The following is a 15,151-nucleotide window of genomic DNA, read 5'->3' on the forward strand; positions in this document are numbered from 1 at the left end:
AAAAAAGATGTCAGCAGGAAATATGAATCTGACCCTCAAAGTGTGGCGTCAGAAAAATAAAAAAGATTCGGGTCGAATCGCGACCTATCAATTGACGGGTATCTCCCCCGACATGTCGTTCTTGGAAATGTTCGATGTACTAAACGAACAACTTATCAATGAAGGACAGGAGCCAGTTGCTTTTGACCATGACTGCCGAGAAGGTATTTGTGGTATGTGCTCAATGTACATCAACGGTCGTCCGCACGGCCCTAAAGGTGCCGTAACAACCTGTCAGCTTCACATGCGCAGTTTCAACGACGGCGATACTATCGTGGTTGAGCCGTGGCGCGCCAAAGCATTCCCGGTCATTAAAGATCTAGTGGTTGACCGTTCGGCCTTTGACCGCATTCAATCGGCTGGTGGGTACATTTCGGTCAATACTGGTAATGCCCAGGATGCCAACAGTATTCCAATTCCGAAAGACCGCGCTGATGAAGCATTTGAAGCCGCTGCTTGTATCGGTTGCGGAGCGTGCGTTGCTGCCTGCAAAAACGCTTCGGCCATGCTATTCGTATCGGCGAAGGTTTCTCAACTGTCTCTATTACCACAAGGTCAGCCAGAACGTAAGTTGCGCGTTGAACGCATGGTCGCTCAGATGGATGAAGAAGGATTTGGCTCATGTACCAACACGGGTGCTTGCGCTGCTGAATGTCCTAAAGAGATTTCACTCGAACACATTGCCCGTCTCAACCGCGAATATTTAGGCGCGAAGCTGACTTCGGAACGCGTTTAATTGCAATAAAACAACCTCCATAAAGCGTCTGCCGGTTTGGGTTAGCCCATTCAAAATCGGCAGACGCTTTTTTATGGGATTTTTCAACCATGTTATCCTATTTTTCACAACCCTACCCACTCAATACCCTTCTGACAAGAAACTGGTTTCTGACCTCTGCGGGCACGGGTACTTTTATTGCCGTTTTTCTTATTCTTTTTCAACCCTTCGGCTCTGCTGGGTGGCACGACCCGTATAAGCTGTCTATTCTAGCAGGTTACGGAGGTGTCACGTTTGTCTGTCTAGCAGGCATCAGTTTAATTATTCCTCGTTTATTCCGAGATTGGACGTCGGAAAGCCACTGGACGATTGGCAGAGAAATTGTCGGAATCCTGTTTATTTTAACTGTTATAGCCGCTGGAAACCTGCTCTACAGCCAATGGATGTTCAACAATACTTTCTCTCTGAGCGGCTTTTTATTATGGCTTGGCATTACAATGTCGATTGGTGCAATTCCTACCACGGTGATTACCCTGCTTAACCACAGCCGACTGTTACGAAAATATGCCACGGAATCGTTGAGGGTAAAAAATGAAAACGAAGTTCCAGAAAAGACCAATGTGCTGGGTTCAACCATTACCCTCATTGCCGAAAATGAGAAAGATTCGCTGACGGTAGCAGTCGATGAATTGCTGTTTATTGAGTCGGCCAACAATTACTCTGAAGTCGTATTTTGGCAAAGTCAAAAACATCAAAAAGTATTGATAAGAAGTAGCCTGAGCCGCCTTGAAGAACAAATTTCTCACGGAGATGTGATACGTTGTCATCGCTCATTCATCATCAATTTGAGGCAGGTTAATAAAATTTCTGGCAACGCCCAAGGCTATAAATTAGAGCTTCACAACTGGGACAGTCCCCTGCCCGTGGCGCGTCGATATACCGACTTAGTTGCCAACTATTTCAGAAAATAGCCTTGTCATTCATCCCAAAAAAGGCCAATTAACCCCAAAAAGGGTCATTCTTCCCAAATCAGGGGCTATTATCCCTTTTTTTTGTAACGTTATTTTTAGGCCCCTAGGTTTGTGTCAGTCAAAACACAAACACGCATTCCGTATGAAAGTCCTATTGTATCGTGCAGCAATCAGCAACAACCCTTTCCAATTGTTTTTCCTCTTTTCATTACTCTTATCTTATTTGCCACTACATGCCCAAACCGCCGAAAAAGACACCACCGTTGAACGGTTGAAAATAAGGACCTCTTTTGCAAAATCATATTTTGGAATTGATGCTTTTTCCACCACAGGAGGCTCAACCCAATACGCCGCACAAGGCGGATTAAATTCAGTGGATTTTAGCGGAACCACCTCCCCCCGCATCATACTTGGCGGTACACACTTCTGGGGATATGCAGATTTTTACATCGCAATTCCAGTGGCAAAATTGGGCAATCGAGTTCCTGCAGAACTTCAAAATATCTCTTATACTGAAGGGGTAGAAACGGGCTTCCGGGTATTTCCTATGCCAATACAAGAAGGAAAATTACGCCCTTTTGTAGGAATGTCGCTCAAAGGCATAAGTTTTGCCCAGATTTCCAACGAGCCGAACAAAACGTACAAAACAGTTCCTTCGGTCGCAAAAATTAAATTCCCCTTTCAGGCAGGCTTGGTCTATGCGCGCCCCAAAGTACTGTTTCAGGCGGGTATTAACTATCAGAAGAACACCGATTATCAATACCCCATTTCCCGTACGGAATACGGTAACTTAAAACTATCGCCCTGGTCATTCAACATTGGGTTGAGTTATTGGATTAATTCAAACGGAGGATTAGCTTCAAAAGGAGGAGAGCGCTACATGAAAGCTGGAATACGTAAATTGAGGGCCAAAAATCGGTTAGATAGCTGGTACTTCGGCATTGGACCTTCAAGCTCGTTTGAACTCAGCAAATCTGAATACGTCAAAGAAAAATACCCGTTTTTGAAACAATCAAGCCCCGGAACACTGATGCCTGACATCGCCGCTGGTAGGTATATTCACAAAACCGATATGAACGTGGGAGTATCTTACCGTAAACTGCGTTACGGTTCGAACGGGTACGATGTTAAACTAAACTACGAACGTCGTTCATACACCTTCGAAATGTACAAATTTTTGGGCGACTACCACGGTTTTGTTCCCTACGTAGGCCCGACGCTCGCCTACGAAGCTTTATCCTTTACCGATACCGACGGTGGCAGTGTTCAAACTTTTAAAGCAAAAAAAATGGCCCTTGGCGTCATTTTCGGTTGGGATATTCGGATTACCCGGGCCGAAACCTGGCTTTTACGTACCAATCTTCGCTATACCCCCAACCTACATTTAAAAGCAGAAGGTAAAAAAGTAATGTTTGACCAATTGGAGTTCAATTTCATTCAGTTCGTGTGGTTTGTGGGTAGAAACAAAGCACTGAAAGGATAAATTTACCTCAACAAAACCGACCCTGATTTAGTCGCTAAAAAAATAATTTATACGATTTTGGCACATCAGTAAATCGTTTATTTCAAAAGTGTTCTTTATAAATCTACTAATTCTTGTGAATTAGTAGTATATTGTACTAAATACTGGAAATTGATGCTCGAAGAACTATTTGATATAGCGCAAAGAAATTTACCTAAGATAAATTTTGACCTACACATCGTCCGGCACGAGCGCTTTCAAAAAGAAGCAATAAAAGTTGTCTGCACCGTAAATGACTTTTCTGCTTCCAGAATTATCCGTAAAATATATGAAAATCCCTTCAGCATCAGTACGGCTTGGTTTATTAACGAAAGAAGAGTAAATCCCCACTATTCAACAATCCTTGAGAACATCTACGAATCACAAGTCAAAGGTATCGGCATTCTGGTCTATTAATGGCAAATTATTTCCATTTAGAGCCATCGAAAGTCTTTTCTCATCAGAATCAGTATGGTATCCCAAAACGCTCAATCTAGATACAAATCCCCCAAAATTCCAGCAAAAAAATCATAATAAATCTTTAAATTATATTATTTAAAAATAGACGCAAAAAAATACATCCCATTTTAATTCCCGCACTACACTTTTAGGGATATTTAGCATACATTTATGCATTAATTTACCCTACCCAATATAAATATTGTTTTTTATGGATACTATTCATTATTTCGCAGACTCACGAGATGAGCAGGACTATGTCTTACATTCCGAAATTGACAATGACTATTTAATTCATCTAAAAGCCGAGCAGTCCCTCATTGAGGCCATGAATTGGCATGGCGGAAAGATTGCAAAATACAGATTTGAGGTAAATGTCCTCCCTAAATCTTCCAAACTGGGAATAAACAACGGAAGAATCTGGAAACTCCGAATTTGGGAGGGCGAAAAAGGAATGGCCAATGGCAGTGTTGCCAATTATGACCGCGAATGGCAGCTCGCCCCTTCAAAAGAGCTAGTGCCGCATATTATGCGGATTTTAAAATTATACAATTAGTATTTTCAAAAAAAGCCGCTGTAAGAGCGGCTTTTTTTGAAAATGAGATTTACCCGAAAATAGTTATAATTCAAAGGTTTCTTCCTGCTCGTCAAAAAATAAATAATTCAGAAACTCACAATACGGCTTGATAAGACGGCAGCCCTTTACAATCTCAGCGGCAAATCCTGACGACATCACTTCCGCATCGGAATATTTATGCATAAAAAATAATTGCTTCCGTTTCAACAGATCAATGTCTGGGTGGTCTTCGGGGTATCCTTTTGGGGAACGCTGAAGGGATTCTCCCCAAATTTCGGGAAAATAATCACGGAATTCGGGGGCTTCAATGATACTTTTCAGACCTTGTGGGTTAAAGTCAATTTCCTGCCTAAATTTGGCCAAGTGCTTAGGTGTGGGTGCCCACATTCCCGCCCCTAAAAAGGATTCCCCTGGCTGAATATGCAGGTAAAAATCGGTACGGCCCGAATGACGCCCACCTGGCCCGATGGCCGCACTAAACCATTGTTTATAAGGCGATTTATCTTTGGAAAAACGGATGTCGCGATTGATACGAAAAATACAGTCCTTTACTTCCGTGTTGGGCAATGATTCAAATTCACTCAATCCTTTCAACACAGTGGCCACCAACTGTTCAAGGTCTTTTTTTGAGGTTTCATAACGTTTACGGTTTTCGGCAAACCAATCACGGTTATTGTTTTCGGCTAAGTCTTTTAAAAAATGTAAGGTTGACTGCGTCAGCATAAGATTTCGTATTTTGCCTTAAAAATAGCAATTTTGCACCGCTTCGCAGGAAGAAGTACTGTAAACTACAAAAAATGTCACGAATTTTAACGGGTATTCAAAGCAGCGGCAAACCGCACCTTGGCAATATTTTGGGCGCTATTTTGCCCGCCATTCAACTTTCCGAACAGACCGGAAATGAGTCATTTTTGTTCATTGCCGATTTGCATTCCTTAACCACCCTCAAAGATGCCAACACCCTCAAGGATAATATCCGGGCCGTGGCAGCGGCGTGGTTGGCGTGCGGACTGGACACGCAAAAAGTGGTTTTTTATCGCCAATCGCGGGTAGCCGCCTACCATACTGAACTGACATGGTACCTTTCGTGCATTACGCCTTACCCCATGCTGGCCAATGCCCACTCGTTCAAAGACAAGGCAGACCGGTTGGCAGATGTCAACGCGGGCCTGTTTGTCTATCCGGTGTTGATGGCTGCCGATATATTGTTGTACGACGCTCATTTTGTGCCCGTTGGAAAAGACCAGAAGCAACACCTCGAAATGACCCGCGACATGGCCGAAAACTTCAATCGCACCTACGGCGAAACCTTCGTGGTACCCGAAGCCCGCATTGATGAGCGAATGATGGTGATCCCTGGAATTGACGGTCAAAAAATGAGTAAATCGTACGGGAATTACATCGACATTTTCTTGCCAGAAAAAGAATTACAAAAAATAACCAAGAAAATTATTTCGGATTCTACGCCACTTGAGGCTCCCAAAGACCCCGAAAACGACATTACTTTCAAGCTTTTTTCTCTCATTGCCAGCGAATCTGACATCGAAACAATGCGTCAGAATTATCTCAAAGGAGGCTACGGCTACGGGCACGCCAAACAGGCTTTGTTTGAAGCACTAAACAGTCGCTTTGGGAAAGAGCGTGAACTTTTCAATTATTATTACCACGAAAACCCCGCTGCTTTGGAGCAAAAATTGCAGGAAGGCGAAGAAAAAGCCCGCGCCGTTGCGGCAAAAAAAATAGCTGATGTTCGCGAGAAAATTGGTTTATCTTAACTCACGCTAACCCAGCTTCCCACAAACAGGAGGAGAATCTACATGCTCCATCAAATTCAGGAAATCGACACTCATCTATTTTTAACGCTCAATGGGTTACATACCCATTGGGCAGATACGATTATGTATTGGGTAACACAGCGAAATACGTGGATACCCCTGTACGCCCTGCTGATTATTTGGCTCATTTGGAAGTATAACCAACGTGCAGCAGGGATGATTGGCGCGCTGATTCTTACCATTATTATTGCCGACCAAACGGCCTCGGGCTTGCTCAAGCCCTTTTTTGAACGCTTACGGCCGTGCCATGTTTTGTACTTACAAGACAAACTCCACTTAGTAGTTGAAGATTGCGGGGGTAGGTATGGATTTGCCTCCTCCCACGCCGCCAATAGCTTTGGGCTAGCAATGGCGCTGTATTTACTGGTAGGAAAAAAGCACCCTTGGATCACTTGGTTCTTCTTTCCTTGGGCAGCGGCGGTCTCCTACAGCCGTATTTATGTAGGCGTTCATTATCCGTTTGATGTAGCTGTGGGGGCATGCATCGGAGCAGCGGCGGCGTGGATTGCGGTCAAAAGTGTTGAAAGAATCCTAAGGTTACGAAAAAACCCTGTGTAAGATTCTTCAAAAAACTTCCCAATCATGAATTCAGTAAAAGAAAAATCCGTACCTTTGCGCAAATTTTTTCAGGGCATGGCCTCATTTAATCCGATAAAAATATTCTCTGGTTCGCAGTCAAATTATTTGGCAGAAAAGGTTGCCCGTCATTACGGGAGAGACTTAGGCGGCTATAATTTACGTAAATTCAGTGACGGTGAAATGTCACCCAGCTTCGAAGAATCCATTCGAGGATGCGACGTTTACTTGATCCAATCAACCTTTAATTCTTCCGAAAATTTCATGGAATTATTGTTGATGATAGACGCCGTCAAGCGGGCATCCGCTCACAAAATTACGGCGGTTATTCCTTATTTCGGATACGCTCGTCAGGATCGCAAAGACAAACCAAGGGTGCCGATTGCTGCCAAATTGGTGGCAAATTTGCTCACCGCTGCTGGAGCCGAGCAAATCATGACGCTTGATTTACACGCGGGGGCTATTCAAGGATTTTTTGACATTCCAGTGGTACACCTAGAAGGTACCAGCGTATTTGTGCCTTACATCAAGAGTCTAGAGCTAGACAATTTGGTGGTGGCTTCTCCCGACGTTGGTGGTGCCGCCCGCGCCCGAAACTTTGCGAAGTTTTTTAACGCCGACATTATCCTTTGCGACAAATACCGTAAAAGAGCCAACGAAGTAGCCTCAATGCAGGTAATCGGTGATGTAAAAGACGCCAACGTGGTTTTCATTGATGATTTGATTGATACAGGAGGCACCATTTGCAAAGCGGCCGAACTCGTTATGAGCAAAGGAGCAAAGTCGGTACGGGCCATTTGTACCCACCCAGTGATGTCAGGCCCCGCACATGAACGTATTCGTACGTCGATGTTGCAAGAACTGATTGTGACGGATACCATTCCATTGCGCGAAGAAAATGAAAAAATTAAGGTATTGTCGGTGTCAGAATTATTTGCCAAAGCCATCGGCCGTATCCGTGACCACGAATCTATTAGTTCATTGTTTATAAATCCTGCCTAGCAGGGGTTAATGAGTGATTCATTAGCTATTTTCAAACTATTTTAAATACAAAAATTATGAAAAGTACAGAGATTGTAGGGTTTAAAAGAGCGAATCTCGGCAAGAAAGAAGCACGCGAACTACGCCTTCAGGCAATGGTTCCATGTGTATTGTACGGTGGAGCGGAACAAGTGCACTTTGCGGCACCTATGTACCTCTTCCGTGAACTTCTTTTCTCTCCTAACGTTTACAAAGTGACGTTAAACATCGAAGGTGAAATTCATTACGGAATTTTGCAGGATGTTCAGTATCACCCAGTGAGTGATATCATCCTTCACGCCGACTTTTTGGCCATTGACGATGAAAAAGAAATCAAAATTGAAGTACCAGTCCGTTTTACAGGAACTGCCGTTGGGGTAACCAAAGGGGGTAAATTGGTACAGAAATTACGTAAAATCAAAGTAATCGGGTTGGCAAAAAACATCCCTGATTTCGTTGATGTACCAGTAGGTGATCTTGATTTAGGAAAATCAGTAAAAGTAGGTCACTTAAAAGTAGAAGGATTTAAAATCGTAAACAATGCTTCGCTACCAATCGCGGGTGTTGAAATCCCACGTGCATTGCGCGGTACGTTGAAGTAAGCTTTCCCCATAAAATGGCTAATAGACAAGAAGCCCCGCAAATTGCGGGGCTTCTCTTTTATATACCAGAATTTTGTACGGCAAATTAGGCAGTTACGGGCAATTGAGCTTTCAATTTGTCTTCCAACACTACCTGTGGTACAGCTCCTACTACGCGGTCTACCACCTCTCCATTTTTGAAAAACAACAAAGTTGGAATGCTACGAATACCAAATTTCATGGCTGTTTCCGGGTTCATGTCAACATCTACTTTTCCGATAACTGCCTGTCCTTCATAAGCTTCTGCAAGTTTTTCTACTACTGGGCCAACCATGCGGCAAGGTCCGCACCATTCTGCCCAAAAATCTACCAAAACTGGCTTATCTGAACCTGCGACCAAGTCGCCAAAGTTTGCGTCTGTAATTTCGACTGCCTTTCCCATTTTATTATTGATGACCGGGTCGCCGGTACGATTAGTGAATGATTGTATTTAGTGAAGAAACCATTTTGCCCCCGGCAAAAGTTCCCAAACTTTAAAATCGACAATCTTCCTACAATAGCCTAATGGGGTTCGGGATGCTCTATGGAAAGCGATGCGGATTCCGCACTCACCCGCGCCCCGCGCCCCTGTAACGCTTTGGCGTAGGCATTGTAAACAAACCCCACAATATTGCCGTCGTTAAACGGAAAAAGTAATGAACTATTTTTGTATTGAAGGGCATTCACAAACAACACACAGGTAAGGTTATTGGGAAATTTAACCCATATTGTACGAAGTCCACGTCCCGCAGGAGTAAGCGCTTCGTACCACCAACCATCATGATAGACCATCGTACCAAGATTTGAGGTGGCTTTATAACAACCTAAGTTGTTCACTATCAATGAATCAGCCAAGGCTGTGGCAAGCACTTCATTGGTACCCGACGATAATGCCGCTGCGTAGATTTTACCCGCTTCGGTCGCAGTTAGGTACATGCCATAACCACCGAGTACTGGCCCGAAACCACCAGGATTCCAGCCTCTTTGGTCGGCGGTAAGCGGGAAGTTGTAGGTGTAAGTGGGATTATTGGCGGGAAAAGCCGCGATGGCATTTTGAACACCTGCTTTTTCAAAAATTTCCTGCTGTAAAAAAGCCAAATAACGCTGTTGGGTTTGGGCATCGTCGGTGGCGTCATTCCCCGTAAAAGCATAGCCCAAAATGCGGGGAATTAATATCCTAAACAGCCCAAAATTAGCATTTTGGTAGCAGTAATTTCCCCGCGAAGTTACCCCCAATGCCATCAAACTTTTTAGACCAGTGTATATATTTTCACCGTAAGCACCGTTCAGGCACGAGCTACTTAGCCCCCTGATTCCGCTTTTATGGGTTAGTAAGTCGCCAAAAGTAATTTTATCAACACCAGCCCCTAGCTTCCAGGATGGGGGCAAATAAGGTGCAATTAAATCACTGGTTTTCAATCCTTTTTGGGCAGCTAGCTTCAAAAAAGCCATTGCCGTAATCGTCTTGGTCATGCTGGCAATGTGCAGCTTTGTATCGGGTGTAAAGTCCTTTTGCCCTCCTAGGTCTGCCGTGCGGGATTGAAACCCTCCACTTCCTTGTGCCTTTAATTCTGTTCCCTCATAAATGGTAAAAGCGTAGCCAACTCCCCTATTTTGAAGCGTATCTTCCAATTTTTGGGCAAACAAATCGGCTAAAGTTGCCGTCGATGGCTCGGGCTCTGTTTCCCGACAGCTGTGAAGGCCAAGCGAAATCGTCACAACGACGACGATGAGTGATTGAAAAAGTGTTCTAGCTTTTTTCATGTTGCTGTTATCCATAGATTTTTACAATTCTGCCGTTGATTTTATCTCTCTTATTAATTCTTCCGTGGGCAAATGTGCATCCAACCAATGAATGACCAAACCATCCCGTTCCATTTTTCTAAAAAAAGTCATCTGTCGTTTGGCAAATTGGTGAATCGCTACATTTAAACGCTCAACCATCGTACCATAATCTAACAAACCAAGGAGATATTGGGTAATAAATTTATATTCCAATCCATAATAAATCAATTGCTCGGCCGAAATACCCCGTTTTAACAGCGCCTGTACTTCATCAATCATTCCATTTTGCAATCGTTCATGTAGGCGTCGGGTAATGCGGGCCCGCCGCTCCTCTACGGGCAGCGAAAGTCCAAATAAATGATAATCAGGAAGAACTCCCTTCGTATTTGATGAATTAGGAAAGGGATGATGGGTGAGAAAAACCGCAATTTCGATGGCCCGAATGAGGCGTTTTCGGGTGGACGTATCCGCCAAATGGGCGTACTCAGAGGGCGTATTTTTAAAATATTCCCGCAATTCTTCGTCCGATAATTGCAGAAGTTTTTCGCGAAATTCTTCATCAATGGGTATCGCCGTAAACTGATGTTCTTTCAACACCGCTTCGATGTACAACCCTGTTCCACCACAAATAATTGGCAGTCGATTTCTAGCCTCAATCTCCGCAATTGCTTCATAACAATCCTGTTGAAAACGATGAACATTGTACATTTCACCCGCCTCTAACACATCAATCAGATGATACGGTATCCGCTGATTATAAACCACATACTCTTTTAAATCCTTCCCCGTTCCGATATCCATTCCTTTGTAAACCTGACGCGAATCGGCACTGATAATTTCCCCCTCCAAGGCATACGCCAACTGCGTTGCCAAGTGGGTTTTGCCGCAGGCCGTGGGCCCGAGAATGACAATTATTGGCTTCATTTTGGATTCTTTAGGAGGTCAAGCAAATACTTTATATTGCCCGAATTATAAACTTTTACCGCATTTTCAAGCTTATTTTCAGGCGTTGCGTATTCTCGCACAAAGGTTTCAGGATTAACAAAAAAAGCCTGAGGGGGCGTTGTCCCGAGCCGTTCAAAACCCAGTCTTTCGTAGCTTTGTCCGTTTGACCAATCGCGGTCGGCGTAGGTCATGATGTCGTCTGGATGCACTTCTTTGATGAACGCTTTTAACAATTTATCCAGCCCACCCACAACCGTCGCATCCAATACATTGGCAAAACGAATCAACTCAAACGAACGGTATGTTTGTGAGTTTCTAGGGATATTTTTTCCTCCACTAAAGGATGCCACCGCTACAAGAAGCGAAGCCGGTTCGGGCGTGTGCAGTGAGAGGTGAGGTTTCTCAACCCATTTTTCCAATACCCTGAAATAACGTTGTGGTAAAAAAAGGCCGTACTTATACTTCGCCGTGGTCGAAACCTGCAAATGATTGATTTTTAGAAAGGCATCCAACGACGGCTTATCGATTCGGCGCACTTCCGTCAAGCGGGCTGGGATTCGATACGAACGCCCAAATAATGACTTCAGTCTGGATTGCACGACTTCTTTTTTTGTCCGCCACACATCTTCCCAAATATGAATCACTTTTATGCCCATAGCCGCCCACGCATCAGATACGTTTACGAAGGTGTCTGGCAAAGTGGCAGTTATGCCTTTACTTAGTGGAATGCAATGAATAATAAGGCGTTGCGTGGAGAAAAACAAGTAAGAAAAGGGCATTTCAATCGAAACTGGCGGTGCTTCTATCTCCGCCAAAGTACGTAGAAAATCGGCTATTTCACGGGTAAACGGCGGGGTTGATTCCAAAGGAAATTGGTTAATTTTTCAAGAACATACGTTAGATAAAACGTTCTTCAACTTTTTATAATAAGTTGATATTTTTATCCCGAAATCAGCCCTAAAAATCGGTCAAAACAAGTCGGGATTAATGACAAAAATAACATGGTTTTGGATAAGTGGCTTGAAAATAAAACAATTATTATCATCGGGGGAACCACCGGGCTGGGCTTGTCGGCGGCAAAGGCATTTGTAGCACAGGGCGCCAACGTGGTGGTGGTCGGAAGAAATCCTGATAGCTGCACCGAAGCCGAAAAAATCTTGGGAAAAACAAGAGCCACGGCCATCCAAGGTGACGCCACTGAACCACATACGGCCGACAATGCCATTCAAAAAGGAATTCAAACCTTCGGTGGATTCGATGGATTGTACCACGTAGCAGGCGGCAGCGGGCGCAAATACGGCGATGGGCCGTTGCACGAGCTGTCGTTGGAAGGTTGGAACAAAACATTTGAACTGAACCTTACCTCGCTGATGCTTTCCAATCAGGCGGCTATCCGTCAGTTTTTAAAACAAAATACGGGCGGAAGTATCCTCAATATGGGCTCGGTGCTTGGCTACTCCCCTTCTCCCAAATACTTTGTCACGCACGCTTATGCCGCGACCAAATCGGCCATTATCGGGTTTTCTCAATCTATTGCTGCCTATTACGCCCCAAACAACATTCGAATCAATGTATTGGCCCCAGCTTTGGTAGAAACGCCCATGAGTCAGCGCGCATCCAAAGATGAGGTTATCCTCAATTTTGTTAAAACAAAACAACCGCTAGACGGCGGTCGCAACGGACAACCCGCTGATTTAGACGGGGCTGCGGTGTATTTTATGTCCGATTATTCAACATTTACCACGGGACAAATTTTATCAGTCGACGGCGGCTGGTCCCTTTCTGAAGGACAATATTGACTATGTATATCATCGGAATAGATCTTGGTGGCACCAACGTAAAAGGAATCATCATTGACGAAAATGGGACCGTTTTGAAACAACATTACGTGGCAACGCACGACAATGGCGACACCACTTGGCGCGTAAATGTGTTGGAAATGGTGCTTTACCTCAAAAGTTGGTTGCAGGAACCCGTAGCGGCCATTGGTATGTCGGCACCTGGCCTGCCAGATGAGAAGAATCAATGCATTGCTTTTCTACCCAATCGTCTGAACGGATTGGAAAATTTTGTTTGGAGCAACTACCTAGGCGAAACCAGTTATATCCTTAACGACGCCCATTCCGCATTGATGGCCGAAGCAACCTTTGGCGTGGCAAAAGGGCACAAAAATGTCGTTTTATTGACACTCGGCACGGGAATCGGCGGCGGCTTGCTCATCAACGGGCAATTGTATCAGGGCCTTAGTCAAATGGCAGGACATTTGGGGCACTTGTCGCTCAATGCCACCGACGACGAAGTCAGCATTGTAGGAATGCCCGGCAGTTTGGAATATGCTATCGGCAATTATTCCGTTGCCAAACGCTCCAAAGGGCGTTTTGAATCGACATGGGAGCTGGTAGAAGCCTACCGAAAAGGAGACGCTTGGGCTACGCTGGTTTGGCTTTCATCCCTCCAAAAATTAGCCGTGGCACTCAGCTCGCTGGTCAATGCTTTTTCTCCTGAATTGATTGTACTCGCGGGCGGAATCACTTTTGCCGACGATGCCCTGTTTGAACCTCTCAAACAATTCATGGATTTTTATGAATGGCGACCCGGTGGGAAGAAAACACCCATCGTTCAGGCCGAGTTTGGCGACATGGCGGGCGCCATCGGAGCCGCAGGTTTTGCCATGTCAAAAATCAAAAACACGTAGTAAATCAGCAGGTAGAGGCACAAAATATTGCGTCTCTGCAAAACAATTCTATATGTCAGTAATACAAGACTTTATCAATAAATCGCGCGGTATTTTAGATACCATTGAAGCGCAACAACCGCAGATTGAGCAGGCGGCGCAATGGTTCGCGGCTTCTATTTTGGCGGGGCGAATGGTCCATGTTTTTGGCAGCGGACACAGCCGAATTATGGTTGAAGAAATGTGGCCGCGTTACGGTTCATTTGCAGGATTTAATCCCATTGTTGAACTTTCCCTTACGTTTCATAACCTCGTCGTAGGGGCCAACGGACAGCGGCAAGCGATGTTTTTGGAGAATGTACCTGGATTTGCCGAGCGCATATTACGCAATTTTGACCTTTCAGACACCGATACCGCCTTGGTTATTTCCTCTTCGGGCACCAACATTGTTCCCGTAGAAATGGCCGAAATTTTTCAACAGCGCGGCATCAAAGTCGTAGCGTTGGTAACTAGCCTACATTCGGCGGCGAGTGCCTCCAAACGTGCAGATGGCAAGAAATTAACAGATTTTGCCGATTTGGTTCTCGACACTGGCGCACCCGCTGGCGATGCCATGGTTTACGTACCCAACCTCGACACGCCCGTTGCTCCAGGCAGCACCGTGGGCGGCGCAACACTCATCAACTGCCTGAAAGCTGAAACCGCTCGCCTCCTGACCGAAGCTGGGCAGCCCCCGAAAGTACTCAGCGCCGCCGCCGTGGTAGGCACCCAACGGGCGGTAGAGCTTTTTGAAGGTGCTTATGACGAGCATGCTCACCGCATTGCGAAAATGTATGAGAAAGTAGGAATCCAGAGCTATGTCTCTGAAAATAAAACAGTTAAATAGAATTTCCATTCAACTGATGGTTACCATACGCCCAGCCGAAATAAGCGACCAAGATACCGTTTGGGAAATTATAGAACCTATCATTCGAGCGGGCGACACCTACATGTACGCGCCAGATTCTTCCAGAGAAAAGATGATAGCCCTCTGGTTTGATTCCGAAAAGTACACGTACGTTGCCGAAAAAGGAGGGCAAATTGTAGGTACTTTTTTCCTAAAGGCCAATCAGCCCGACCTAGGAAGCCACGTAGTAAATGCGGGATACATGGTTCATCCAGCTTATCGCGGACAGGGCATTGCGGAGCAGTTGTGCCGTTATTCGTTGGGAGAAGCCCGAAGTCTCGGGTTCAAAGCCATGCAGTTTAATTGCGTCATTTCGACCAATACCGTTGCCGTTCGTCTTTGGCAAAAATGTGGTTTTGAAATCATTGGAACATTGCCCAAAGCCTTTCAACACAAGGAATTAGGATTGACGGACGCACTTGTAATGTATCAATGGCTAGATTAGTAACTTTCACATTTTTCGGTTCAACAACGCCACCGCGCGAAGA

18 protein-coding genes are annotated in these 15,151 nt (G+C 44.9%); 13 read left to right on the top strand and 5 right to left on the bottom strand.

What is annotated here, in order from left to right:
- Nucleotides 1-22 precede the first annotated feature (22 nt).
- From DR864_RS04510 to DR864_RS04530, 5 genes are all read left to right on the top strand, one after another.
- Nucleotides 23-775 carry a succinate dehydrogenase/fumarate reductase iron-sulfur subunit gene (locus tag DR864_RS04510; protein WP_205319260.1) on the top strand — a complete coding sequence of 251 codons (753 nt, stop codon included), beginning with the start codon at nt 23-25 and terminating at the stop codon, nt 773-775.
- A gap of 89 nt (nt 776-864) precedes the next feature.
- Nucleotides 865-1,725, top strand: a complete 861-nt coding sequence (locus DR864_RS04515) for a LytR/AlgR family response regulator transcription factor (RefSeq protein WP_114065836.1) — start codon at nt 865-867, stop codon at nt 1,723-1,725.
- Between the two features lie 142 nt (nt 1,726-1,867).
- Nucleotides 1,868-3,208 carry a hypothetical protein gene (locus tag DR864_RS04520; protein WP_114065837.1) on the top strand — a complete coding sequence of 447 codons (1,341 nt, stop codon included), beginning with the start codon at nt 1,868-1,870 and terminating at the stop codon, nt 3,206-3,208.
- A gap of 153 nt (nt 3,209-3,361) precedes the next feature.
- The gene (locus DR864_RS04525) at nt 3,362-3,643 is read left to right on the top strand and encodes a hypothetical protein (protein WP_114065838.1); all 282 of its coding nucleotides are present in this window, start codon (nt 3,362-3,364) and stop codon (nt 3,641-3,643) included.
- Nucleotides 3,644-3,896: 253 nt separating this feature from the next.
- On the top strand, nt 3,897-4,241 hold the full coding sequence (locus DR864_RS04530) for a DUF7678 domain-containing protein (protein ID WP_114065839.1): 345 nt from the start codon (nt 3,897-3,899) through the stop codon (nt 4,239-4,241).
- 63 nt (nt 4,242-4,304) lie between these two features.
- Here DR864_RS04530 and DR864_RS04535 read toward each other — a convergent pair whose 3' ends face one another.
- Nucleotides 4,305-4,985 carry a DUF2461 domain-containing protein gene (locus tag DR864_RS04535; RefSeq protein ID WP_205319202.1) on the bottom strand — a complete coding sequence of 227 codons (681 nt, stop codon included), beginning with the start codon at nt 4,983-4,985 and terminating at the stop codon, nt 4,305-4,307.
- Between the two features lie 74 nt (nt 4,986-5,059).
- On the opposite strand from DR864_RS04535, the gene trpS reads away from it, so the two are divergent.
- The 4 genes from trpS to DR864_RS04555 all read left to right on the top strand — a co-directional run bounded on the left by trpS (nt 5,060) and on the right by DR864_RS04555 (nt 8,295).
- Nucleotides 5,060-6,037 (top strand): tryptophan--tRNA ligase, encoded by a 978-nt coding sequence (trpS, locus tag DR864_RS04540; protein WP_114065840.1) that lies wholly within the window; start codon nt 5,060-5,062, stop codon nt 6,035-6,037.
- 42 nt (nt 6,038-6,079) lie between these two features.
- Nucleotides 6,080-6,655: a phosphatase PAP2 family protein gene (locus DR864_RS04545; protein WP_114065841.1), complete on the top strand. Its 576-nt coding sequence runs from the start codon at nt 6,080-6,082 to the stop codon at nt 6,653-6,655.
- 75 nt (nt 6,656-6,730) lie between these two features.
- Nucleotides 6,731-7,675 carry a ribose-phosphate pyrophosphokinase gene (locus DR864_RS04550; protein ID WP_114070147.1) on the top strand — a complete coding sequence of 315 codons (945 nt, stop codon included), beginning with the start codon at nt 6,731-6,733 and terminating at the stop codon, nt 7,673-7,675.
- 56 nt (nt 7,676-7,731) lie between these two features.
- The gene (locus tag DR864_RS04555; protein WP_114065842.1) at nt 7,732-8,295 is read left to right on the top strand and encodes a 50S ribosomal protein L25/general stress protein Ctc; all 564 of its coding nucleotides are present in this window, start codon (nt 7,732-7,734) and stop codon (nt 8,293-8,295) included.
- A gap of 85 nt (nt 8,296-8,380) precedes the next feature.
- Here the strand turns inward: DR864_RS04555 and trxA are convergent, their stop codons facing one another.
- The 4 genes from trxA to DR864_RS04575 form a co-directional block, all read right to left on the bottom strand.
- Nucleotides 8,381-8,716, bottom strand: a complete 336-nt coding sequence (trxA, locus tag DR864_RS04560) for a thioredoxin (protein WP_114065843.1) — start codon at nt 8,714-8,716, stop codon at nt 8,381-8,383.
- Nucleotides 8,717-8,835: 119 nt separating this feature from the next.
- Nucleotides 8,836-10,077, bottom strand: a complete 1,242-nt coding sequence (locus DR864_RS04565) for a serine hydrolase domain-containing protein (protein ID WP_229599517.1) — start codon at nt 10,075-10,077, stop codon at nt 8,836-8,838.
- Between the two features lie 21 nt (nt 10,078-10,098).
- Nucleotides 10,099-11,022 (bottom strand): tRNA (adenosine(37)-N6)-dimethylallyltransferase MiaA, encoded by a 924-nt coding sequence (miaA, locus tag DR864_RS04570; protein WP_114065845.1) that lies wholly within the window; start codon nt 11,020-11,022, stop codon nt 10,099-10,101.
- Complete coding sequence (locus DR864_RS04575) at nt 11,019-11,909, bottom strand: PDDEXK family nuclease (protein WP_114065846.1); 891 nt, start codon at nt 11,907-11,909, stop codon at nt 11,019-11,021. Before DR864_RS04575 ends, miaA begins: the two co-directional genes overlap by 4 nt.
- Before the next feature lie 135 nt (nt 11,910-12,044).
- On the opposite strand from DR864_RS04575, the gene DR864_RS04580 reads away from it, so the two are divergent.
- From DR864_RS04580 to DR864_RS04595, 4 genes are read left to right on the top strand one after another with little or no spacing between them, the layout of a single operon-like run.
- A complete protein-coding gene (locus DR864_RS04580) occupies nt 12,045-12,842 on the top strand; it encodes an SDR family NAD(P)-dependent oxidoreductase (RefSeq protein WP_114065847.1) in 798 nt (265 codons plus the stop codon).
- 2 nt (nt 12,843-12,844) lie between these two features.
- Entirely contained in the window at nt 12,845-13,738 is an 894-nt protein-coding gene (locus DR864_RS04585; protein ID WP_114065848.1) for an ROK family protein, read from the top strand.
- A 52-nt stretch (nt 13,739-13,790) separates the two neighbouring features.
- Nucleotides 13,791-14,603, top strand: coding sequence for a sugar isomerase domain-containing protein (locus DR864_RS04590; RefSeq protein WP_114065849.1), 813 nt, complete (start codon nt 13,791-13,793; stop codon nt 14,601-14,603).
- Between the two features lie 16 nt (nt 14,604-14,619).
- The gene (locus DR864_RS04595; RefSeq protein ID WP_114065850.1) at nt 14,620-15,108 is read left to right on the top strand and encodes a GNAT family N-acetyltransferase; all 489 of its coding nucleotides are present in this window, start codon (nt 14,620-14,622) and stop codon (nt 15,106-15,108) included.
- Nucleotides 15,109-15,151: the final 43 nt, after the last annotated feature.

It is taken from the genome of Runella rosea (genome assembly GCF_003325355.1).
GTDB lineage: Bacteria > Bacteroidota > Bacteroidia > Cytophagales > Spirosomataceae > Runella > Runella rosea.